Source organism: Pseudomonas sp. B33.4 (genome assembly GCF_034555375.1).
In the GTDB taxonomy this organism is placed as follows: Bacteria; Pseudomonadota; Gammaproteobacteria; order Pseudomonadales; family Pseudomonadaceae; genus Aquipseudomonas.
On sequence record NZ_CP140706.1, the window covers coordinates 5,053,485 to 5,077,116 of the forward strand.

Here is a 23,632-nt window from a genome sequence, read left to right on the forward strand (position 1 = left end):
GAGAGGGGACTGATTGGGGGATGCTTCGGAGTTACGCCGACCTGACCCTGCATCACTGAATCCATAATCGACTCGATTTAACAGGTCGACGTATAGCGCCAGACACCTCGGTCGGCCCCCTCTCCCTCCGGGAGAGGGCTGGGGTGAGGGCTGCGATTTCAGGCTGAGAGATGATGTATCAATCTGCCCGGCTCAGAGATGTCCACAAAAGCTGCGCCGCATACCCCCGATACGGCCGCCACGCCTCTGCCCGCAAAGACAAATTCCGCGCTGTCGGCCGCTCTCCTTCCAGCACTTCCAGTGCCCGCAACAACCCGACATCTCCGGTCGGAAACCCATCCAGATCGCGCAACTGCCGCAACGCAATGTACTGCGCCGTCCACTCGCCAATCCCATGCAACGCCAACAACCGCGCCATGCCGCCCTCGCGATTCGGTTCAAACAATGAAGGCTCATCGAGCAACGCCTGCGCCACACCTGACAGCGTGCGCCCGCGACTTTTCGGCATGCCCAGCGTTGCCAGATCTGCCGCCGCCAACACGCCCACCTCGGGAAACACGTGAGTCAGCCCCGGCACGCCCGAATCCAGCGGCGCGCCATATTGCGCAACCAGTTTGCCCGCTAAGCGAATCGCCGCAACCACGGTAATCTGCTGCCCGAGCACCGCGCGAAAGGCCAGTTCCAAACCATCCCACGCCCCGGGAATCCGTAATCCCGGACGCTCGGCGATCAACCGCGCCAGCAACGGATCATTCGCCAGATGCGCTTGCATCAGCGTCAGATCTGCATCCAGATCAAACATCCGCCGCAACCTGATAACGATCTCTGGCACCGCTGCCGGATCAGGAAAGTCCAGCTCGACCTCCAGCGCATGCGCCGTCCCAAGCCACACCGAAACCGTGCCGTGAACACCGTTTAACCCGATGCTGCGCGAATACACGCCATCGCTCACGGTCTCCATCCCTACCACCGCCCGTGCCGCCAGAAACCCCAGCATCGCCTCCCAGTCATACGGCGGCGCATACGCAAGCGACAACCTCACAACGACAGCACACCGCTGTACAACCCATACGCTGCCAACCCCGCGCCGATGACCACGCAGGTAAAAATGCCTTTCTCGACATGGGTGAACAACGGTTCACCCGCCTCATGCTTGGCCTTGGCAAACAGAATCACCCCCGGCGCATACAACAGCGCCGACAGCAGCAAATACTTCACCCCGCCGGCATACAACAGCCACACCGCATAACCGAGGGCAATACCGCCGATCAGCAGGTCTTTGGTGCGCTCGGCCGAAGCGTGTTCGTAAGTTTCGCCGCGCCCGCTGAGCAACACCGCGTACGCCGCCGACCACAGGTACGGCACCAGAATCATCGACGACGCCAAGTAAATCAGACTGGTGTAAGTGCCCGCCGAAAACAGCGTGATCAACAGGAAAATCTGGATCATCGCGTTGGTCAGCCACAACGCGTTGACCGGCACGTGGTTCTTGTTCTCCTTTTTCAGGAACGCCGGCATGGTCTTGTCCTTTGCCGTGGCGAAAAGGATTTCCGCACACAGCAGTGCCCACGACAGCAACGCGCCGAGCAGGGATATCGCCAGACCAATACTGATCAACAACGCCCCCCACGGCCCGACAATGTGCTCGAGCACCGCCGCCAGCGACGGGTTCTGCAAGTTGGCCAGCTCCGGCTGGCTCATGATCCCCAGCGACAGCACGTTGACCAGCACCAGCAACGCCAGCACGCCGACAAAACCGATGACCGTGGCGCGGCCGACGTCGCTGCGTTTTTCCGCCCGCGCCGAGTACACGCTGGCGCCTTCGATGCCGATGAACACGAACACCGTGACCAGCATCATGTTGCGCACCTGATCCATCACCCCGCCGAAGTTCGGGTTGCTGGTGCCCCAGATATCGCGGGTAAAAATGTCAGCCTTGAAGGCGACGGCAGCGATGACGATGAACATGATCAGCGGTACGACTTTGGCCACCGTGGTCAGCTGATTGATCAGCGCCGCCTCCTTGATCCCGCGCATCACCAGAAAATGCACGGCCCACAGCAGCACCGAGGCGCAGCCAATGGCGATCGGCGTATTGCCCTGGCCAAACACCGGAAAGAAATAGCCAAGGGTGCTGAACAGCAGGACGAAATAACCGACGTTGCCCAGCCACGCGCTGATCCAGTAACCCCAGGCGGACGAGAAGCCCATGTAGTCGCCAAACCCGGCCTTGGCGTAGGCATAGACACCTGAGTCCAGTTCCGGCTTGCGATTGGCCAGCGTCTGGAACACGAATGCCAGGGTCAGCATGCCGATCGCGGTTATCCCCCAACCGATCAGAATCGCCCCGGCGTCGGCGCGCGCCGCCATGTTCTGCGGCAGCGAGAAAATCCCCCCGCCAATCATCGAACCCACCACCAGGGCGATCAACGCGCCAAGGCGCAGCTTTTGCGTCGGTTGCGACATTTCAGTTTCCCTTTGAAGTGTGGTGAGAGTTTATTTGTAACAACTATTAACTAAACGGATAAAGGTAGATGACGTTTATCAGGTAACGCCAATTAACGCCCATTTATATATAGCCGATGACGCTAACGCCTAGCACGTTAAGACAGTTTTGTGCGCTGATCCTGATAAATCAATTCTGTACTGAAAACAGAGGCGGAAAATTTGCCAAAAGCTGAAAAAGAACTAGCGTGATAATTCTAAAGTAATAATAGCCATTCCCAAAAATGTAGCCACAACACCTCTAGGACGGGCCTTGCAGGCAGGAGCTTTATGCCTTCAGCCGAAGCCTAAGTCATTCATTAACAATGGAATGTGACCATGCACTGATCTAAGTCAGCTGTTTGAACAGACAACAGAACTACGCTGTGATCTCTTCTCTCCTGCAATGGAGTCATGCAATGTCTGAAGCTCCCGGAAAACTACGACTAGGTGCACTGGTTGCATTGGTAGTCGGCTCGATGATCGGTGGCGGGATATTCTCTTTGCCACAAAACATGGCCGCCAGCGCCGACGTCGGCGCGGTACTGATCGGTTGGGCCATCACCGCTGTCGGCATGCTCACCCTCGCTTTTGTCTTCCAAACCCTCGCCAATCGCAAGCCTGACCTGGACGGCGGTGTCTACGCCTACGCCAAGGCCGGATTCGGCGATTACATGGGTTTCTCGTCCGCCTGGGGCTACTGGATCAGTGCCTGGCTGGGCAACGTCGGTTACTTCGTTCTGCTGTTCAGTACCCTCGGCTATTTCTTTCCGGTTTTCGGTGAGGGCAACACCGTCGCAGCCGTAATAGGCGCCTCGGTGCTGCTATGGGCCGTGCACTTTCTGGTGCTGCGCGGGATCAAGGAAGCGGCGTTCATCAACCTCGTGACCACGGTCGCCAAAGTGGTACCGCTGCTGCTGTTCGTATTGATCGCGGTGTTCGCTTTCAAACTGGACATCTTCACCGCCGACATCTGGGGCATCAAAAACCCGGATCTGGGCAGTGTGATGAACCAGGTGCGCAACATGATGCTGGTCACCGTGTGGGTGTTCATCGGTATCGAAGGCGCGAGCATCTTCTCGGCCCGCGCCGAAAAACGCTCGGACGTCGGTAAAGCCACCGTGATCGGTTTCATCACCGTGCTGCTGTTTTTGGTGCTGGTGAACGTGCTGTCGCTGGGCATCATGACTCAGCCGGAACTGGCGAAACTGCAGAACCCGTCGATGGCCGCCGTGCTTGAGCACGTGGTCGGTCACTGGGGCGCGGTGCTGATCAGCGTCGGTCTGATCATTTCGCTGCTGGGGGCGCTGCTGTCGTGGGTGCTGTTGTGCGCAGAGATCATGTTCGCCGCCGCCAAAGACCACACCATGCCCGAGTTCCTGCGCAAGGAAAACGCCAACCACGTACCGGTCAACGCCCTGTGGCTGACCAACGCGATGGTGCAGATTTTCCTGATCATCACGCTGTTCTCGGCCAGTACTTACCTGTCGCTGATCTACCTCGCCACCTCGATGATTCTCGTGCCGTACCTGTGGTCAGCGGCCTACGCCCTGCTGCTGGCGGTGCGCGGCGAAAGCTACGAAGGCTTCGCGGCCGAACGGCGCAAGGATCTGATTATCGGCGGCATCGCGCTGATTTACGCGGTGTGGCTGCTGTATGCCGGCGGGGTCAAGTATCTGCTGCTCTCGGCCCTGCTCTACGCACCTGGCGCGATCCTGTTCGCCAAAGCCAAGCTGGAACTCAAACAACCGATTTTCACTAACGTCGAGAAGCTGATTTTCGCCGCAGTGGTCGTGGGTGCCCTGGTGGCTGCCTACGGTCTCTACGACGGCTTCCTGACTCTGTAATCCCTGATTGATTTGTTATCTGGAGGATCTGAAATGACCACGGAAAAAGTTAAGTACGGCGTACATTCCGAAGCCGGCAAACTGCGCAAAGTCATGGTGTGCTCCCCAGGTCTGGCCCATCAGCGGCTGACCCCGAACAACTGCGACGAGCTGCTGTTCGATGACGTGCTCTGGGTGGCCCAGGCCAAGCGCGACCACTTCGACTTCGTCACCAAAATGCGTGAGCGCGGCATCGATGTACTGGAGATGCACAACCTGCTGACCGACATCGTCGCCATCCCGGAAGCGCTGGACTGGATTCTCGAGCGCAAGGTCACCGCCGATTCGGTGGGCCTGGGCCTGATCAACGAAGTCAAATCCTGGCTGAAAAGCCTGGAACCACGGCACATTGCCGAATTTCTGATTGGTGGCGTCTCCGCCGATGATCTGCCGGACAGCTTCGGTGGCAAAACCATCCAGATGTTCCGCGACTTCCTCGGCCACTCCAGCTTCATTCTGCCGCCGCTGCCGAACACCCAGTTCACCCGCGACACCACCTGCTGGATCTACGGTGGCGTGACGTTGAACCCGATGTACTGGCCAGCGCGCCGTCAGGAAACCCTGCTGGCCACCGCCATCTACAAATTCCATCCACAGTTCACCAACGCCGAATTCGAAATCTGGTACGGCGACCCGGACAAGGAACACGGCAGCTCCACCCTAGAGGGCGGCGACGTCATGCCAATCGGCAACGGCGTGGTGTTGATCGGTATGGGCGAGCGCTCATCACGTCAGGCCATCGGCCAACTGGCGCTGAACCTGTTCAAGAACAAAGCCGTGGAAAAAGTCATCGTCGCCGGCCTGCCGAAATCCCGCGCGGCGATGCACCTCGACACCGTGTTCAGCTTCTGCGACCGCGACCTCGTAACGATTTTCCCTGAGGTGGTGAATCAGATCGTCGCCTTCACCCTGCGACCAGACGAAAGCAAACAGGGCGGCATCGACATCCGCCGCGAAGAAGGCACCTTCCTCGACACCGTGGCCAAAGCCCTCAACCTGCCGAAGCTGCGCGTGGTGGAAACCGGCGGCAACAGCTTCGCCGCTGAACGCGAGCAATGGGACGACGGCAACAACGTGGTGGCCGTGGAGCCGGGCGTGGTCATCGGCTACGACCGCAACACCTACACCAACACCCTGCTGCGCAAGGCAGGCGTGGAAGTCATCACCATCAGCGCCGGTGAACTGGGCCGTGGCCGTGGCGGTGGCCACTGCATGACCTGTCCGATCATCCGCGACCCGATCGATTACTAAACCTCTGAGCCCTGGCCGTCACTTACAACGTGCGGCCAGGGGGATAACCGACACCGAAGGAGATCCATCATGGCTTTTAACATTCACAACCGAAACCTGCTCAGCCTGGAACACCACACCCCACGCGAGCTGCGTTACCTGCTGGACTTGTCCCGCGATCTGAAACGCGCGAAGTACACCGGCACCGAGCAGCAGCACCTGAAGGGCAACAACATCGCCCTGATCTTCGAAAAAACCTCGACCCGCACCCGTTGCGCGTTCGAAGTGGCGGCGTATGACCAAGGCGCCAACGTCACCTACATCGACCCGAACTCGTCGCAGATCGGCCACAAGGAAAGCATGAAAGACACCGCCCGCGTGCTCGGGCGCATGTACGACGCCATCGAGTACCGTGGCTTCAAACAGGAAATCGTCGAAGAGCTGGCCAAGTTCGCCGGGGTGCCGGTGTTCAACGGCCTGACCGATGAATATCACCCGACACAGATGATCGCCGACGTGCTGACCATGCGTGAACACGCCGACAAGCCGATCCATGAAATCAGCTACGCCTACCTCGGCGACGCGCGCAACAACATGGGCAACTCGCTGCTGCTGGTCGGCGCCAAACTCGGCATGGACGTGCGCATCTGCGCGCCAAAAGCGCTGTGGCCACTGGATGATCTGGTCGAGCGTTGCCATAAATATGCGGAAGAAAGTGGCGCACGCATCACCCTGACTGAAGACCCGAAAGCCGCCGTTAAAGGCGTCGACTTCATTCACACCGACGTTTGGGTATCGATGGGCGAGCCAGTGGAAGCCTGGGCCGAGCGTATCCAGCAATTGCTGCCGTACCAGGTCAACGCCGAGCTGATGAAAGCCTCCGGCAACCCGCGCACCAAGTTCATGCACTGCCTGCCGGCGTTCCACAACAGCGACACCAAAGTCGGCAAACAAATCGCCGAACAGTATCCGCACCTGAAAAACGGCATCGAAGTGACCGACGACGTGTTCGAGTCGCCTGCCTGCATCGCCTTCGAGCAAGCGGAAAACCGCATGCACACGATCAAGGCGATTCTGGTCTCGACCCTCGCTGATCTGTAACTGGATGATCAGGTTCTCCTGATCAACCAACAACCTGTAGGAGCTGCCGAAGGCTGCGATCTTTTGACTTTGCTTGTTAGAGATCAAGATCAACAGATCGCAGCCTTCGGCAGCTCCTACAGGGTCATCGAACTCTGAAAGGATTGCATTATGCGTATCGTCGTAGCGCTGGGCGGTAACGCCCTGCTCCGCCGTGGTGAACCGATGACCGCTGACAATCAGCGCGCCAACATCCGCATCGCCACCGAGCAAATCGCCAAGATCCATCCCGGCAACCAACTGGTCATCGCCCACGGCAATGGCCCGCAAGTCGGCCTGCTGTCGTTGCAAGCAGCGGCCTACACCTCGGTCACCCCTTATCCGCTGGACGTACTCGGTGCGGAAACCGAAGGCATGATCGGCTACATCATCGAACAGGAACTGGGCAACCTGCTCGATTTCGAAGTGCCGTTCGCCACCCTGCTGACCCAGGTTGAGGTCGACGCCAACGACCCCGCTTTCAAGAACCCGACCAAGCCGATCGGCCCGGTCTACGACAAGGCCGAAGCGGAAAAACTCGCCGCCGACAAAGGCTGGGCAATTGCCCCGGACGGCGACAAGTTCCGCCGTGTAGTCGCCAGCCCACGGCCAAAACGCATCTTCGAAATCCGCCCGATCAAGTGGTTGCTGGACAAGGGCAGCATCGTGATTTGCGCTGGCGGCGGCGGGATTCCGACCATGTACGACGAGAACCGCAACCTCAAAGGCATCGAGGCGGTGATCGACAAAGACCTCTGCTCGTCGCTGCTCGCCGAGCAACTGGAAGCCGACCTGTTGGTGATCGCCACGGACGTCAATGCGGCGTTCATCGATTACGGTAAACCCACGCAGAAAGCCATTGCCGAAGCGCATCCAGATGAACTCGAACGCCTCGGTTTCGCCGCTGGCTCCATGGGGCCGAAGGTGCAGGCAGCCTGCGAATTTGCGCGCCATACTGGCAAGGTCGCGGTGATCGGTTCGCTGGCGGACATCGAAGCCATCGTCCAGGGCACGGCCGGTACGCGTGTGACCACCGCGAAGCCGGGCATCACTTACCGATAATTAGAAACTCCGGGGGCAGGCCGAGGGTCTGCCCTTCTCCCATGCCTTGAAAGGAGAAAACCATGGCCCAATTCGAACCTGGTCATTTGCATATCGAGCGGCACGCGTTGACCGACGATGACGTCAATTACAACGTACACCTCGACTATGAAGTGTTTACCGATCCTTCGAAAGGCAAAGGAATACAGTTCACCCTGCATGGCAATATGCAGGGCAAGGACATGAAGGAAACGTTTTTCCTGCCCAAGGAAGAGGCTTATAACTTCGCCCGTGACGTGACCCGGATTGCCGAGAAGTACGGGATCCCCAAGGCACACAGCCAGATCGGTTCGGTGCACAAGCATTACGACCTGATGTTTGAAGACATTCGGCAGAAGTTGAATATGCAATCCGGGGATCCGGTCAATCTTGAGCATTTCGAATAACCCGCAAAAGCCCCTCACCCTAGCCCTCTCCCAAAGGTAGAGGGGACTGATTGGGGGATGCTCTAGAGTTACACCGACCTGATCCTGCATCACTGAATCCATAATCGACTCGATTTTTCAGGTCGACGTGTAGCGCCAGACACCTCGGTCAGCTCCCTCTCCCTCCGGGAGAGGGCTGGGGTGAGGGGACTGATTGAGGGATGCTCGATAGTTTTGCCGGCCCGACTCTGCTTTACCGAATCCATAATCGACCGGTTCTTTCAGGTCGATGTCAAACCTCAGACACCTCGGTCGGCCCCCTCTCCCTCCGGGAGAGGGATGGGCGGGCGGCGTTTCCGATGAGGGTGCTTTTGCTTTCACCTCTCTCCAAGCCCAAGGCATACTTGCCACCCTCCGCTCTGCAGATCACTGAACCGTCCCATGCGTATCCACGTCAGCTTCATCGACCGCGTCGGCATCACCCAGGAAGTCCTGGCTATCCTCGGTGGGCGCAACCTCAATCTGGATGCGGTGGAGATGATCCCGCCGAACGTCTACATCGACGCGCCGACCCTGAGCCCGCAAGTGCTCGAAGAGCTGAAAGATGCGTTGTTCCGCGTGCTCGGCGTCGAGGCGGTAACCGTGGTCGACATTCTTCCTGGCCAGCGTCGGCACTTGCAGCTCGATGCCTTGCTCGCGGCGATGACCGATCCGGTGCTCGCCCTCGACAGCGCCGGTAAAGTGCTGCTGGCCAACCCGGCGTTGATCGCACTCTATGGTCGTGAACCGGCCGGTGAAAGCGTCTCTGAACTGTTCAACGACCCCGCCCTGCTCGACACCTTGCTCGAACACGGCTTCCGTCTGCCGCTGCGTGAAATCACCGTCAACGGTCAGACCTTGCTGCTCGACGCCACGCCGATCACCGACGCCGGCGCCCTGCTGACCTTGTACCAACCAAACCGCATCGGCGAACAACTCTCGGCGCTGCACCACGACCACGCCGAAGGTTTCGACGCGCTGCTCGGCGAATCCCCGGCAATCCGCACCCTCAAGGCTCGTGCGCAACGGGTTGCCGCCCTCGATGCGCCGCTGCTGATCCAGGGCGAAACCGGCACCGGTAAAGAACTGGTCGCCCGTGCCTGCCACGCCATCAGTGCGCGACACAGTGCACCGTTTCTGGCCCTCAACTGCGCAGCGCTGCCGGAGAACCTCGCCGAAAGCGAACTGTTCGGCTACGCCCCCGGTGCCTTTACCGGTGCGGCGCGCGGCGGTAAACCCGGACTGATGGAACTGGCCAACCAAGGCACGGTATTTCTCGATGAGATCGGCGAGATGTCGCCGTACTTGCAGGCCAAGCTGCTGCGTTTCTTGAACGACGGCAGCTTCCGCCGTGTTGGCGGTGATCGCGAAGTGAAGGTCAACGTGCGCATCCTCAGCGCGACCCACCGCGATCTGGAAAAAATGGTCAGCGAAGGCTTGTTCCGCGAAGACCTGTTCTATCGCCTCAACGTGCTCAACGTTGAAGTGCCGCCGTTGCGTGAACGCGGGCAGGACATTCTGCTGTTGGCGCGCTATTTCATGCAGCAGGCCTGCGCGCAGATTCAGCGCCCGGTCTGCCGTCTCGCCCCGGGAACTTACCCGGCACTGCTCGGCAACCGCTGGCCGGGCAACGTGCGGCAATTGCAGAACGTGATCTTCCGCGCGGCGGCGATTTGCGAGAGCAGTCTGGTGGATATTGGCGATCTCGACATCGCCGGCACCTCCGTCGCACGGCAGTCAGACAGCGATGTCGACAGCCTTGAACAAGCGGTCGAGTCCTTCGAAAAAACCCTGCTGGAAAAACTCTACGTCAGCTACCCCTCGACCCGCCAACTGGCCAGCCGCCTGCAAACTTCGCACACGGCCATCGCCCATCGCCTGCGCAAGTACGGCATTCCCAACAAACCCTGAACACACCACAAATTCCCTTGTAGGAGCTGCCGGAGGCTGCGATCTTTTGACTTTGGATGTGTATTGCCCGGGTCAAGATCGCAGCCTTCGGCAGCTCCTACAGTCCGGGTTTCCAATTCAAAAAATCAGGGTTCCCAGTTTAAAAGCGACCTCCACCTGTACTGAAAGCGCTACAGCGGAACGATATCGATACACCCTCCCCCAATCACTGCTGTGCAAGGCTTTGATCCCGTTCAGCTTTTATCCTCGCCCCAAGCTGTAGCGATTTCGCTACAGACATGCCGACCTTGCCGACATCACTAACATCTAAACCATTGATTTACATATACAAATCAACCTTGGCCGCATTCTTGCTAATCAACCCCTCATAAATAAGGGCCTTCGCGCCCGACTATTCCACCGCGTCCACCAGACGAGTCTGGCCCCCTGAGGAGTTTCCATGAGCGAGTTGCGTTTTACTGAAGATCACGAATGGCTGCGCACCGAAGCTGACGGCAGCGTTACTGTCGGCATCACCGCTTTCGCGCAGAACGCCTTGGGCGACGTGGTGTTCGTGCAACTGCCTGAGCTGCAGGCTTACGAAAAAGGCGCCGAAGCCGCCACCGTGGAATCGGTAAAAGCCGCCAGCGGCGTGTACATGCCGCTCGACGGCGACGTACTGGAAGTCAACCCGGCGCTGGAAGATGCCCCGGAACGGGTCAACGAAGATCCGCTGGGTGAAGGCTGGTTCTTCCGCTTCAAGCCAAGCGATGCATCGGCCGTGGCCAAACTGCTCGACCAGGACGCGTACGACCGTCTGATCAAAGCCCAAGCCGAAGCCTGAGGAATACCGACATGACCCAGATCAACCTCGGCACCGCCAACGAATTCATTGCCCGTCACATCGGCCCGCGCGCCGGTGACGAGCAAGCCATGCTCAACAGCCTCGGCTTCGATTCGCTCGAAGCCCTGAGCGCCAGCGTCATTCCTGAAAGCATCAAAGGCACCAGCGTGCTCGGCCTGGACGACGGCCTCAGCGAAGCTGATGCCCTGGCGATGATCAAAGGCATCGCCGGCAAGAATCAGCTGTTCAAGACCTACATCGGCCAGGGCTACTACAACTGCCACACGCCGTCGCCAATCCTGCGCAACCTGCTGGAAAACCCGGCCTGGTACACCGCTTACACCCCGTACCAGCCGGAAATTTCCCAAGGCCGTCTCGAAGCACTGTTGAACTTCCAGACCATGATCAGCGACCTCACCGGTCTGCCGATCGCCAACGCCTCGCTGCTCGACGAAGCCACTGCCGCTGCCGAAGCCATGACCTTCTGCAAACGCCTGAGCAAGAACAAGGGCAGCCACCAATTCTTCGCCTCGATCCACAGCCACCCGCAAACTCTCGACGTGCTGCGCACCCGTGCCGAGCCGCTGGGCATCGATGTGGTTGTTGGCGATGAGCGTGAACTGACTGACGTAACGCCGTTCTTCGGCGCGCTGCTGCAATACCCGGCCAGCAACGGTGACGTGTTCGATTACCGCGAACTGACCGAGCGCTTCCACGCCGCCAACGCCTTGGTGGCCGTGGCCGCTGACTTGCTGGCCTTGACCCTGCTGACCGCCCCGGGCGAGTTCGGCGCGGACGTCGCCATCGGTTCGGCGCAACGCTTCGGCGTGCCGCTGGGCTTCGGTGGCCCGCACGCGGCTTACTTCTCCACCAAGGATGCGTTCAAGCGCGACATGCCGGGCCGTCTGGTCGGCGTCTCGGTTGATCGTTTCGGCAAGCCGGCGCTGCGTCTAGCGATGCAGACCCGCGAGCAACACATCCGTCGCGAGAAGGCCACGTCGAACATCTGCACCGCGCAGGTGCTGCTGGCCAACATCGCCAGCATGTACGCCGTCTACCACGGCCCGAAAGGCCTGACGCAGATCGCCAACCGCGTGCATCACCTGACCGCGATTCTGGCCAAAGGTCTGAGCGCACTGGGCGCTAACGTCGAACAAGCGAACTTCTTCGACACCCTCACCGTGGCTACCGGCGCGCAAACCGCCGCACTGCACGACAAGGCGCACGCTGCGCAGATCAACCTGCGCGTGATCGACGCTCAGCGTCTGGGCCTGTCGGTCGATGAAACCACCACGCAGGCGGACATCGAAACCCTGTGGGGCCTGTTCGCTGACGGCAAGACTCTGCCGGACTTCGCTGCGCTGGCCGCTTCGATACAGAGCACCATTCCTGCGTCGCTGGTACGTCAGTCGCCAATCCTCAGCCACCCGGTGTTCAACCGCTATCACTCGGAAACCGAGCTGATGCGCTACCTGCGCAAACTGGCCGACAAGGATCTGGCCCTGGATCGCACCATGATCCCACTGGGCTCGTGCACCATGAAACTCAACGCCGCCAGCGAAATGATCCCGGTGACCTGGGCTGAATTCGGTGCGCTGCACCCGTTCGCCCCGGCCGCACAAAGTGCCGGTTACCAGCAACTGACCGACGAACTGGAAGCGATGCTCTGCGCCGCCACCGGTTACGACGCGATCTCGCTGCAACCGAACGCCGGTTCGCAAGGTGAATACGCTGGCCTGCTGGCCATCCGTGCCTACCACCAGAGCCGTGGCGATGAGCGTCGCGACATCTGCCTGATCCCGTCGTCTGCCCACGGCACCAACCCGGCCACCGCCAACATGGCCGGCATGCGCGTTGTCGTCACCGCGTGCGATGCGCGCGGCAACGTCGACATCGAAGACCTGCGCGCCAAAGCCATCGAGCACCGCGAGCACCTCGCCGCGCTGATGATCACTTACCCGTCGACCCACGGCGTGTTCGAAGAAGGCATCCGCGAAATCTGCGGGATCATTCATGACAACGGCGGCCAGGTGTACATCGACGGCGCCAACATGAACGCGATGGTCGGCCTCTGCGCACCGGGCAAGTTCGGCGGCGACGTGTCGCACCTGAACCTGCACAAAACCTTCTGCATCCCCCACGGCGGTGGCGGTCCGGGCGTCGGCCCGATTGGCGTGAAATCGCACCTGACCCCGTTCCTGCCGGGCCACGGCCAGATGGAACGCAAGGAAGGTGCGGTCTGCGCGGCACCGTTCGGCAGCGCAAGTATTCTGCCGATCACTTGGATGTACATTCGCATGATGGGCGGCGCCGGTCTGAAGCGTGCTTCGCAACTGGCGATCCTCAACGCCAACTACATTTCCCGTCGCCTCGAAGAGCACTACCCAGTGCTGTACACCGGCAGCAACGGCTTGGTGGCGCACGAGTGCATCCTTGATCTGCGTCCGTTGAAAGACAGCAGCGGCATCAGCGTTGATGACGTCGCCAAGCGCCTGATCGACTTCGGCTTCCACGCGCCAACCATGTCGTTCCCGGTCGCCGGCACGCTGATGATCGAGCCGACCGAAAGCGAATCCAAAGAAGAACTGGATCGCTTCTGCGACGCCATGATCCGCATCCGCGAAGAAATCCGCGCGGTGGAAAACGGCACACTGGACAAGGACGACAACCCGCTGAAAAACGCACCGCACACGGCGGCGGAGCTGGTTGGCGAGTGGACTCACCCATACAGCCGCGAGCAAGCCGTTTATCCGGTTGCGTCGTTGATCGAAGGCAAGTACTGGCCGCCGGTCGGTCGTGTCGACAACGTGTTCGGTGATCGCAACCTGGTGTGCGCCTGCCCGTCGATCGAAAGCTACGTTTAAGGAAAGCAGCTGCGAGCTTTGAGCAACAAGCTGCAAGTAAGGGCTGATCTGCTTTTTACTTGCGGCTTGTGTCTCGCCGCATGCACTGCGGCCTTATAGAAGCCGCAAGGAAAAACCCGATCCGCTTTTACTTGTAGCTTGCAACTTGAAGCTCACAACTGCTCCGCAGGAGCCCCCCTCATGTCGTTAAGCGTGTTCGACCTGTTCAAGATTGGCATCGGCCCTTCCAGCTCCCACACCGTCGGCCCGATGCGTGCAGCTGCGCGTTTCGCCGAAGGTTTGCGCCGTGAAAACCTGCTGACAGCCACCGCCAGCGTTCGCGTCGAGCTGTACGGTTCCCTCGGCGCCACCGGTAAAGGCCACGGCAGCGACAAAGCCGTGCTGCTCGGCCTCGAAGGCGAACATCCGGACACCGTCGATACCGAAACCGTCGCCGCGCGTCTGCAAGAAATTCGCGGCAACGGCCGGCTTAACCTGCTCGGTGAACACAGCATTGCGTTCAACGAGAAAGAACACCTGGCGATGATCCGCAAGCCGTTGGCCTATCACCCCAACGGCATGATCTTCCGCGCCTTCGATGCGGCAGGCCTGCAGATTCGCAGCCGCGAGTACTACTCGGTTGGCGGCGGTTTTGTCGTCGATGAAGACGCGGCCGGTGCCGACCGCATCGTCGAGGACGCCACGCCACTGACCTTCCCGTTCAAAAGTGCCAAGGACTTGCTCGGTCATTGCGCCACTTACGGTCTGTCGATCAGTCAGTTAATGCTGACCAACGAAAGCGCCTGGCGCCCGGAAGCGGAGACCCGTGCCGGCCTGCTGAAAATCTGGCAGGTGATGCAGGACTGCGTGGCTGCGGGTTGCCGTAATGAAGGTATTTTGCCAGGCGGTTTGAAGGTCAAACGTCGGGCGGCGGCGTTGCATCGACAGCTGTGCAAGAACCCGGAATCAGCGCTGCGCGATCCGCTGTCGGTGCTGGACTGGGTCAACCTGTATGCCTTGGCAGTCAACGAAGAAAACGCCAACGGCGGCCGCGTGGTCACGGCGCCAACCAACGGCGCGGCGGGGATTGTTCCGGCGGTGCTGCATTACTACATGCGCTTTATCCCCGGTGCGAATGACGACGGCGTCGTACGCTTTCTTTTGACAGCAGCCGCCATCGGCATTCTGTACAAGGAAAACGCTTCGATCTCCGGCGCCGAAGTCGGCTGCCAAGGTGAAGTCGGCGTCGCTTGTTCGATGGCCGCCGGCGCCTTGTGTGAAGTGCTCGGCGGCAGCGTGCAGCAAGTCGAGAACGCTGCGGAAATCGGCATGGAGCACAACCTCGGCCTGACCTGCGACCCGATTGGCGGACTGGTGCAAGTGCCGTGCATCGAGCGCAATGCGATGGGCTCGGTGAAAGCCATCAACGCGGTGCGCATGGCCATGCGTGGCGATGGCCAGCATTTCGTCTCCCTCGACAAAGTCATCCGCACCATGCGCCAGACCGGCGCCGACATGAAAAGCAAATACAAAGAGACCGCCCGTGGCGGTCTGGCGGTCAACATTATCGAATGCTGATCAGCCCCGTAACCAGCCCCCTCTCCCTCTGGGGAGAGAAACGTAACTAACTCCCTCTCCCTCCGGGAGAGGGCTGGGGTGAGGGGCTTTTGATCTCGCCCTTATCCCAAACTCAAATTTTCAAGGAGCCACGCATGTCCACCGAACAACTGTCGAAAACCCCGCTGCACGCTCTGCACATCGAACTCGGCGCCCGCATGGTGCCATTCGCCGGCTACGACATGCCGGTGCAATATCCACTCGGCGTGATGAAAGAACACCAGCACACCCGTGAGCAGGCCGGGCTGTTCGATGTCTCGCACATGGGTCAGATCCGCCTGACCGGCGCCAATGCCGCCAAAGCCTTGGAAACCCTGGTACCGGTCGACATCATCGATCTGCCGGTGGGCATGCAGCGTTACGCGATGTTCACCAACGAGGCCGGTGGCATTCTCGACGACCTGATGGTCGCCAATCTCGGCAACGACGAACTGTTCCTGGTGGTCAACGCCGCGTGCAAGGATCAGGATCTGGCTCACTTGCAAAAACATATCGGCGAGCAGTGCACCATTACGGCGCTGTTCGAAGAGCGTGCGCTGTTGGCATTGCAAGGTCCGGCGGCCGTTACCGTGCTGGCGCGTCTTGCACCAGAAGTGGCGAAGATGACCTTCATGCAGTTCGCCCGCGTGTCGTTATTGGGCGTGGATTGCTTCGTCAGCCGTTCGGGCTACACCGGTGAAGACGGTTTTGAAATCTCCGTTCCTGCCGCTGACGCGGAAAAACTTGCCCGCGCCCTGCTTGCCGAACCGGAAGTCCAGGCGATCGGCCTTGGCGCTCGCGATTCGCTGCGTCTGGAAGCCGGCCTGTGCCTGTATGGCCACGACATGAACACCGAGACCACGCCAATCGAAGCGAGCCTGCTGTGGGCAATCTCCAAGCCGCGTCGCGCTGATGGCGCGCGCGCCGGCGGTTTCCCGGGCGCGGAGAACATCTTCGCCCAGCAACAGAATGGCGTCACACGCAAACGTGTCGGCCTGCTGCCGCAGGAGCGCACACCCGTGCGTGAAGGTGCAGAAATCGTCAACGAGGCCGGCGAAATCATCGGCAACGTGTGCAGTGGCGGTTTCGGTCCGACTTTGGGCGGGCCGCTGGCAATGGGTTACCTCGATAGTGCTTATGTCACGCTCGATACAGCGGTCTGGGCAATCGTACGTGGGAAAAAGGTGCAAATGCTTGTAAGCAAAATGCCATTTGTTCCACAACGCTACTATCGCGGTTGATTGACTGTTTCTATAAGTAACGCGATTGCGTAACGCGTGCACTAATGTGTCACGCAATCGCCACAAAAAAGTGCATTTTCTAACATCCGATTCGGATATGAACTTTGCTTATAACGTTCGAAAACAATTGAACAAGCGAATCGTCTAAGCCGCACTAGTGGAATGACTAACTGCCAGCAAGCGCAGCAAATCCGGGGCCTTCACGGGGCTTGTTTTTTCTCCCGTAGTTGGCGTAGAGTTTGTCCACTGTGTTTGCATGGGTCAGCTTGGAATCGTGACCTGGGCAGTAGCCTACAAGTTAGCTACATCCCGTTCGACGTCTTCTTACTCTCCTGCAACCAGCCCCAGTACTCTTTCATGAGAAAGAGACTGTCATCAATTTTTGCGTCAAAGGAAATAAGAAATGTCCACACGTCAGAGCGGTACCGTCAAGTGGTTTAACGACGAGAAAGGTTTTGGTTTTATCACTCCAGAAAGCGGTCCGGATCTGTTCGTGCATTTCCGCGCCATTCAGGGCAACGGCTTCAAAAGCCTGAAAGAAGGCCAGAAAGTGACCTTCGTTGCTGTGCAAGGCCAGAAAGGCATGCAGGCTGACGAAGTACAAGCAGAAGCCTGATTTCTGTTACGAAAAAGCCCCTGATATTGATATCAGGGGCTTTTTTGTGCGCGCGAATCCGTAAAATGGCGCTTCACTTTGCGTCCAGAGGCTGCCATGTCGAAAAACCTGCTCACCCCACAGGGCGACTTTCCTGCCGTTGGCCTGGGCCGTCGTCTGGCCGCGATGTTCTATGACTTTCTGTTGTGCACAGCGCTGCTGATCGTCACCGGTTTCGTTTACAAACTGATCCAGGCCGCGATCATTGGCGAAGAACGCCTGCGTGTGCTGACTGATGCCGGAAAAATGGACGGCGACCCGCTCTACTCCACCGTGCTGCTGCTGGTGTTGTTCGCATTCTTCGCCAAGTTCTGGACCCACGGCGGGCAGACGCTGGGCATGCAGGTGTGGGGCATTCGCGTGCAGAACGCCAATGGCACCGCGATCAGCCTGTGGCAAGCGCTGTTGCGGTTCATGGTGTCGATTGCGTCGTGGCTGTGCGTCGGGCTGGGATTCTTCTGGTCGCTGTACGACAAGCAGAAGCGCACGTGGCATGACATCTATTCCGATACCCGCGTCGTACGAATCCCGAAGAAGACCAAATAACTACCAGACACCAAATACCACTGTAGGAGTGGGCCTGCTCGCGATAGCGGTGTGTCAATCAACATAATGGTTATCTGACACACCGCTATCGCGAGCAGGCTCACTCCTACAGGTTCATTTGTTGCCTGAATGGCCTTAGGCGTTACCGGCCAGCTTCATCCGTGCGGCCTGGGTGAAGTCGAGCATGCGCTTCAGCGGCCGGATCGCCTGCGGAATCAGCGCCGGATCCACAAAGATCTCGTTCGTGCCTTCCTTCAAGCTCTTCAGCGTGCGCTCAAGGGTGTTCATGGCCATCCACGGGCAATGCGCGCAACTGCGGCATGCTGCGCCGTTACCGGCAGTTGGCGCCTCGATAAAGACCTTGTCCGGGCACAACTGCTGCATCTTGTAGAAGATGCCGCGGTCGGTCGCCACGATCAGCGTCTTGTTTGGCAACGACTGTGCAGCGGCAATCAGCTGACTGGTCGAGCCAACGGCATCTGCCAGTTCGATCACCGACGTCGGCGACTCCGGGTGCACCAGAATCGCGGCATCCGGATACAGCGCTTTCATGTCTTCGAGCTGCTTGGACTTGAACTCTTCGTGAACGATGCAGGCACCGTCCCAGAGCAGCATGTCGGCGCCGGTCTTGCGCTGAATGTAGGTGCCCAGGTGCTTGTCAGGGCCCCAAATGATTGTCTCGCCGTTGTCCATCAGGCTTTCGACGATCTCCAGCGCGCAACTCGATGTCACCACCCAGTCGGCGCGTGCTTTCACAGCAGCGGAAGTGTTGGCATACACCACCACCGTGCGCTCCGGGTGCTGATCACAGAACGCCGAGAACTCGTCGACCGGGCAACCCAGGTCCAGCGAGCAGGTCGCCTCCAGGGTTGGCATCAGCACGCGTTTTTCCGGGTTGAGAATCTTCGCGGTCTCGCCCATGAACTTCACGCCGGCGACCACCACGGTTTTGGCCGGGTGAGCGTTGCCGAAGCGGGCCATTTCCAGGGAGTCAGAGACACAGCCACCGGTTTCTTCGGCCAGAGCCTGAATCACCGGGTCGCAATAAAAGTGGGCCACCAGCACCGCGTCCTGAGCCTTGAGCTCGGCGGCGATAGCGGAACGGTAATAAGCCTCTTCCTCAGCCGTCAGCGGTTTGGGCTGTTTGGCATCGAGGTGGGCTTGAACCAGAAGGCGTTCGGAAATCTGCGTCATGTTCGCAAGACCTGCAGGCGCGTTCGCGCGAAAGTCGAGTATACACCCGGCTCCGGACCGCTTGAGGGTACCGCCGGGAGAGTGAGTATTATCAGGCACGGACAGCATTGAAGCTGCGCAAGGCTACAGAATATCCCGTTGATACAAAAGATGATTCTGACCTGCGTCAGCGCTGCAGGTACGGAAACGACGCAAGCCCGAATTGCAGGCAAAAAAAAACCCGGAAATCCTCACTTTCGTGGGCCTTCCGGATTTTCTAAACCGCCAAATATGGTGGGTCGTGTGGGATTCGAACCTACGACCAATTGGTTAAAAGCCAACTGCTCTACCAACTGAGCTAACGACCCGCTGTGTGGTGGCGCGTATAATACTGATTTTTAAGGACTATTCAACACCTTTTTGAAAATAATCAAAAATAAGGTGTTGGATCGTCCACACCAGCGGCCGCAAAGCCTTCTGCGCGCAGGCGACAGCTGTCGCATTTACCGCACGCACGGCCGTCATCGTCGGCCTGATAGCAGGAAACGGTGAGGCCATAATCAACGCCGAGCTTCACGCCCGCCTGAACGATCTGCGCCTTGCTCAGGTTCTGCAACGGCGCCTGAATGCGGAAGCCGTTGCCTTCAACACCGGCCTTGGTCGCCAGATTGGCCATGCGCTCGAACGACTCAATGAACTCGGGACGGCAATCCGGGTAACCGGAATAGTCCACCGCGTTGACACCAATGAAGATATCGCGGGCACCAAGTACTTCCGCCCAACCCAATGCCAGCGACAGGAACACCGTGTTACGCGCCGGCACGTACGTTACTGGAATGCCTTCGCCCAGCTCTTCGGGGATGTCGATGCTGGTGTCAGTCAGGGCCGAGCCGCCCATGCCATTGAGGTTCAGACCAATCACTTTGTGCTCAACCACACCCAGGTCGCGGGCGACGCGTGCGGCGGCGTGCAATTCGGCGTGGGAACGCTGGCCGTAATCGAAGCTCATGGTGTAGCAGCTGTAGCCTTGCGCGCGAGCCATGGCTACAACGGTCGCCGAATCCAGGCCACCGGACAGCAGGATGACCGCACGCTTTTCAGTGGTGTTCAGTTGTTCGGTCATATCAGCGCCCCGGCTCGTCATTCCACAAATATTTATGCAACTGCAATTGCAACCGCACCGGCAGGTTGTCCGCCACCACCCAGTCCGCCAGATCGCGAGCATTGAGGTCATGGTGACTTGGGGAAAACAGCACTTCGCCGGCACGCCGATCAAGACCGTACTGAATCAGTTTGGAGACGGCCCAGTCATAGTCGTCCCGCGAGCAGATGACAAACTTCACCTGATCGTTGGGCGTCAGCAGTTCGATGTTCTCGTAACGGTTGCGATGGGCTTCTTTCGAATCCGGCGTCTTCAGATCGACCACGCGACTGACGCGCGGATCGACAGCCGAAATATCGAGGGCACCGCTGGTTTCCAGCGAGACCTCGTAACCGGCATCACACAACTGTTTAATTAAAGGAATGGCATTCGGCTGTGCCAACGGCTCACCGCCGGTGACACAGACGTAGCGCGGACGAAATCCGGCCACTTGCTTGAGGATGTCGTCGAGGGTACGCACGGTGCCGCCACTGAAGGCATAGGCGCTGTCGCAGTATTGGCAACGCAATGGACAACCGGTCAGGCGCACAAAAACAGTGGGCAGCCCGGCAGTCCGCGTTTCCCCCTGTAAAGAGTAGAAAACTTCGGTGATTCTCAATGTGTCTTGCATAGTCGCCACGGGCGTAACAGCTAAACAGGCTGTCCGCCTCCGTCAGGCACTTCAGGTAATCCCGCCAACGCGTAGACCACAAGAAGCGTGTTCAGAAAAAGGGCGTGAATTCTAACGAAAAAACCCGCGACAAGCGCGGGTTTCTTCCAAACGGGTCAAGCGTGCTTACATGCGTTGCAGATCGCGTTGAGCCAACTGAGCGGCGGACGTGCCCGGGTATTGGGCCACCACCTGCTGCAGAATGCCTTTGACCTTGTCGGTATGACCGAGGCGGCGCTCTACATCAGCCAGTTTGTACAGCGAATCCGGCACTTTGGCGTGCTTGGGATACAGCTGCGAAACCTTGGCAAAAGCCTGACCTGCACCTTGCAGATCACCTTTGGCCAGATTCACTTCACCCAACCAGTACTGGGCGTTGCCCGCGTATTGGCTGTTCGGGTATTTGCGCAGGAAAGCGGCAAAAGCCTGGCTGGCCTTGTCGAAATCCTTGGCTTTGATCAGGTCGAAAGCAGCATCGTAATACAGCTTTTCCTTGGCCGGATCACCCGGTTCGCTACTGGCTGCAGGGGCTTGGGCAGCAACCCCGGCACCTGCGGCAGCACCGGCAGCAGCACTTGCATCGCCACCGGCAGAAGAATTCTCAGGAGTCGCGGCAGGTGCAACACCGGATCCTATGCGCCGATCAAGATCCTGGTATCGCTCCAGGGATTCCTGCTTCATGCGCGCAACTTGATTCTGCAGTTCTTCAATAACGCCTTGCTGGCGCGAAATCTGATCCTGCATTTGTTGCAGTTGGTTGAACAGCATGCCTTGTGCCGAGGCAGGGGCCGAAGCCGCTCCCCCGGCATAGGCGCCGTTCGTACCGTAACCTGCAGGCGGATAACTGCTCCCGCTATTGTTATAACCGGAGTTGTCATCGACCACAGGAACCGCAGCCCACGCCGCAAGCGGCGCGAGGCTGAGAGCCAGAACAGTTACAGCACGACGGCACGTTCGCATATCGAATTACTTACGCAGTTCGACGCGACGGTTTTGAGCCCAGGACTGCTCGTCGTTGCCGGTAGCAACTGGACGCTCTTCGCCGTAGGAAACCAGTTCCAGCTGAGCTGGGGAAACACCTTGCAGTACCAGGTAGCGTTGAACGGCTTTCGCACGACGCTCGCCCAGTGCCATGTTGTACTCACGAGTACCACGTTCGTCGGTGTTGCCTTCCAGAACAACGCGAGCGCCGTTTGCTTTCAGGTCTTTGGCGTGAACGTCCAGAGCGCGCATGGCTTCTGGCTTCAGGTCCGAGCTGTCGTATTCGAAGTAGAAGGTGGTGATTGCGCGCAGAGCAGCTTCTTCGCTCAGGGAACCGTCAACGGCACCAGTGTTTGCGCCGTAACCAGCGTTTGGATCAACAGCGCCTTCACCGGCGTTGTCGCCGCCTTTGGACGAGCAACCTACAGCTACAGCCATGGCCAGAGCCAGCGCAGCAAATTTACCAAACTTCAGCATTTCCATCGTGAAACTCCTAATGAACCCCAGTGTGTTAAGTAAAACGTGTAGCGCCGCGTCAGTTCAGGTAAGGGGACCAGGACGGTTCTCTGACTTCGCCTTGAGCGGTAGGAAGCGGGAGCCTCACGCGTCCATTAATGGACACGAGCATCAAGACTCCCCGGCCCTGCTGGCGGGTGGCGTAGATTACCATGGTGCCGTTGGGCGCAACAGTAGGTGACTCGTCCAGAGTGCTATCAGTGAGGATCTTTACACTACCTCGCTGCAAATCCTGGGCCGCCACCTTGAAATTGGTGAAGCCATCCTGACGATGGATCATCACCAGAGTCTTTTCATCAGCCGACAGTTTCGGGTTGGCGTTGTAGTTGCCAATGAACGTCACACGCTCGGCACCACCGCCACTGGCGCTGGTTTTATAGATCTGTGGTTTGCCGCCACGGTCGGACGTGAAGTAGATGGTCGAACCATCCTTGCCCCAGTACGGTTCGGTGTTGATGCCAGGACCCGCAGTTACGCGAGTGATCTGACGCGAACCGAGGTTCATCACATAGATGTCCGGGTTACCGTCTTTCGACAGTACGAACGCCAGGCGATTGCCATCCGGCGACCAGGCTGGCGCGCCATTCAGGCCTTCGAAGTTGGTGATCTGCTCGCGGCGACCGGTGTCGATGTTCTGCATGAAGATCCGTGGACGCTTCTGCTCGAACGATACGTAAGCGATACGTTTGCCATCCGGAGCAAAACGCGGCGACAGAATTGGTTCGCGCGATTGCAGCAGAGTCACCGCGCGGGCACCGTCATAGTCCGAACGTTGCAGGGTGTAGCGCGTGTTCTTCTCGGAGAAGCGCTCGGCCGTCACGTACAGCAGACGGGTCGAAAACGCACCTTTGATACCGGTGAGTTTTTCGAACGACTGGTCAGAGATGTAGTGCGCCATGTCGCGCAGTTGCTCGGTAGTACCGGAAACACTGCCGTCAGCCACTTTCTGTTCGGTGGCCACGTTGAACAATGCCCACTGCACCTGCAGACGACCGCCCGCTGGAACAATGCTGCCGACCATCATGTATTGAGCGCCCACCGCCTTCCAGTCACGGAAGATGATTTCGCTCGGCTGACTTGGCTGGCTGATCATGTTTTGCTTAGGGATCGGCGAGTAGTAACCCGAGTTGCGTAAATCGTTACCAATGATTTCAGCCATGTCGTCCGGCAGTACTGCACCGCCCTGGAAACCGAACGGTACAACGGCGATCGGGGTAGCCCGATCGCTGCCGCTGGTAACCAGAATGTTCTTTTCATCCGCCATCGCGATCCCTGCCATGCAGCAGATCACGACCAGCATTCCTCGAAGAAG

The 23,632-nt window shown here is 58.9% G+C and carries 20 protein-coding genes and 1 tRNA gene; 12 read left to right on the forward strand and 9 right to left on the reverse strand.

All coding sequences use genetic code 11. The features are described 5' to 3' along the window. Positions 1–178: 178 nt before the first annotated feature. Positions 179–1,042 (reverse strand): DNA-3-methyladenine glycosylase, encoded by an 864-nt coding sequence (locus U6037_RS22295; RefSeq protein WP_322844557.1) that lies wholly within the window; start codon positions 1,040–1,042, stop codon positions 179–181. Then, on the reverse strand, positions 1,039–2,466 hold the full coding sequence (gene arcD, locus U6037_RS22300) for an arginine-ornithine antiporter (protein ID WP_160041547.1): 1,428 nt from the start codon (positions 2,464–2,466) through the stop codon (positions 1,039–1,041). Before arcD (U6037_RS22300) ends, U6037_RS22295 begins: the two co-directional genes overlap by 4 nt. Before the next feature lie 437 nt (positions 2,467–2,903). On the opposite strand from arcD (U6037_RS22300), the gene arcD (U6037_RS22305) reads away from it, so the two are divergent. The 12 genes from arcD (U6037_RS22305) (at position 2,904) to U6037_RS22360 (ending at position 17,839) form a co-directional block, all read left to right on the forward strand. Further along, positions 2,904–4,331 carry an arginine-ornithine antiporter gene (gene arcD / locus U6037_RS22305; protein ID WP_008086807.1) on the forward strand — a complete coding sequence of 476 codons (1,428 nt, stop codon included), beginning with the start codon at positions 2,904–2,906 and terminating at the stop codon, positions 4,329–4,331. Between the two features lie 33 nt (positions 4,332–4,364). Then, the gene (gene arcA, locus U6037_RS22310) at positions 4,365–5,621 is read left to right on the forward strand and encodes an arginine deiminase (RefSeq protein ID WP_008086806.1); all 1,257 of its coding nucleotides are present in this window, start codon (positions 4,365–4,367) and stop codon (positions 5,619–5,621) included. Positions 5,622–5,690: 69 nt separating this feature from the next. After that, positions 5,691–6,701, forward strand: a complete 1,011-nt coding sequence (locus U6037_RS22315; protein WP_008086805.1) for an ornithine carbamoyltransferase — start codon at positions 5,691–5,693, stop codon at positions 6,699–6,701. Positions 6,702–6,851: 150 nt separating this feature from the next. Next, on the forward strand, positions 6,852–7,781 hold the full coding sequence (arcC, locus tag U6037_RS22320) for a carbamate kinase (protein ID WP_064119120.1): 930 nt from the start codon (positions 6,852–6,854) through the stop codon (positions 7,779–7,781). 62 nt (positions 7,782–7,843) lie between these two features. Continuing rightward, positions 7,844–8,206: a DUF5064 family protein gene (locus tag U6037_RS22325; protein ID WP_322844558.1), complete on the forward strand. Its 363-nt coding sequence runs from the start codon at positions 7,844–7,846 to the stop codon at positions 8,204–8,206. Positions 8,207–8,626: 420 nt separating this feature from the next. Continuing rightward, complete coding sequence (locus U6037_RS22330; RefSeq protein WP_322844559.1) at positions 8,627–10,135, forward strand: sigma-54-dependent transcriptional regulator; 1,509 nt, start codon at positions 8,627–8,629, stop codon at positions 10,133–10,135. A gap of 439 nt (positions 10,136–10,574) precedes the next feature. Further along, the gene (gcvH, locus tag U6037_RS22335; protein ID WP_322844560.1) at positions 10,575–10,958 is read left to right on the forward strand and encodes a glycine cleavage system protein GcvH; all 384 of its coding nucleotides are present in this window, start codon (positions 10,575–10,577) and stop codon (positions 10,956–10,958) included. A gap of 11 nt (positions 10,959–10,969) precedes the next feature. After that, the gene (gene gcvP, locus U6037_RS22340; protein WP_322844561.1) at positions 10,970–13,822 is read left to right on the forward strand and encodes an aminomethyl-transferring glycine dehydrogenase; all 2,853 of its coding nucleotides are present in this window, start codon (positions 10,970–10,972) and stop codon (positions 13,820–13,822) included. A gap of 180 nt (positions 13,823–14,002) precedes the next feature. After that, positions 14,003–15,379, forward strand: coding sequence for an L-serine ammonia-lyase (locus tag U6037_RS22345; protein WP_322844562.1), 1,377 nt, complete (start codon positions 14,003–14,005; stop codon positions 15,377–15,379). Positions 15,380–15,513: 134 nt separating this feature from the next. Further along, complete coding sequence (gcvT, locus tag U6037_RS22350; RefSeq protein WP_322844563.1) at positions 15,514–16,638, forward strand: glycine cleavage system aminomethyltransferase GcvT; 1,125 nt, start codon at positions 15,514–15,516, stop codon at positions 16,636–16,638. Positions 16,639–17,041: 403 nt separating this feature from the next. Continuing rightward, complete coding sequence (locus U6037_RS22355; RefSeq protein ID WP_003227496.1) at positions 17,042–17,254, forward strand: cold-shock protein; 213 nt, start codon at positions 17,042–17,044, stop codon at positions 17,252–17,254. Positions 17,255–17,350: 96 nt separating this feature from the next. Further along, on the forward strand, positions 17,351–17,839 hold the full coding sequence (locus tag U6037_RS22360) for an RDD family protein (protein ID WP_322844564.1): 489 nt from the start codon (positions 17,351–17,353) through the stop codon (positions 17,837–17,839). 135 nt (positions 17,840–17,974) lie between these two features. Here the strand turns inward: U6037_RS22360 and nadA are convergent, their stop codons facing one another. The 7 genes from nadA to tolB form a co-directional block, all read right to left on the reverse strand. Continuing rightward, positions 17,975–19,033: a quinolinate synthase NadA gene (gene nadA, locus U6037_RS22365; RefSeq protein WP_016773509.1), complete on the reverse strand. Its 1,059-nt coding sequence runs from the start codon at positions 19,031–19,033 to the stop codon at positions 17,975–17,977. A gap of 271 nt (positions 19,034–19,304) precedes the next feature. After that, a tRNA-Lys gene (locus tag U6037_RS22370) sits at positions 19,305–19,380 on the reverse strand. A gap of 62 nt (positions 19,381–19,442) precedes the next feature. Next, positions 19,443–20,135 carry a 7-cyano-7-deazaguanine synthase QueC gene (gene queC / locus U6037_RS22375; RefSeq protein ID WP_322844565.1) on the reverse strand — a complete coding sequence of 231 codons (693 nt, stop codon included), beginning with the start codon at positions 20,133–20,135 and terminating at the stop codon, positions 19,443–19,445. 1 nt (position 20,136) lies between these two features. Next, positions 20,137–20,784, reverse strand: a complete 648-nt coding sequence (gene queE / locus U6037_RS22380) for a 7-carboxy-7-deazaguanine synthase QueE (RefSeq protein ID WP_322844566.1) — start codon at positions 20,782–20,784, stop codon at positions 20,137–20,139. Between the two features lie 165 nt (positions 20,785–20,949). Further along, the gene (ybgF, locus tag U6037_RS22385; RefSeq protein WP_322844567.1) at positions 20,950–21,783 is read right to left on the reverse strand and encodes a tol-pal system protein YbgF; all 834 of its coding nucleotides are present in this window, start codon (positions 21,781–21,783) and stop codon (positions 20,950–20,952) included. 6 nt (positions 21,784–21,789) lie between these two features. Further along, positions 21,790–22,287: a peptidoglycan-associated lipoprotein Pal gene (gene pal / locus U6037_RS22390; RefSeq protein ID WP_003178634.1), complete on the reverse strand. Its 498-nt coding sequence runs from the start codon at positions 22,285–22,287 to the stop codon at positions 21,790–21,792. A gap of 52 nt (positions 22,288–22,339) precedes the next feature. Beyond that, positions 22,340–23,620 (reverse strand): Tol-Pal system beta propeller repeat protein TolB, encoded by a 1,281-nt coding sequence (gene tolB, locus U6037_RS22395; RefSeq protein ID WP_171057245.1) that lies wholly within the window; start codon positions 23,618–23,620, stop codon positions 22,340–22,342. Between the last annotated feature and the right edge of the window lie 12 nt (positions 23,621–23,632).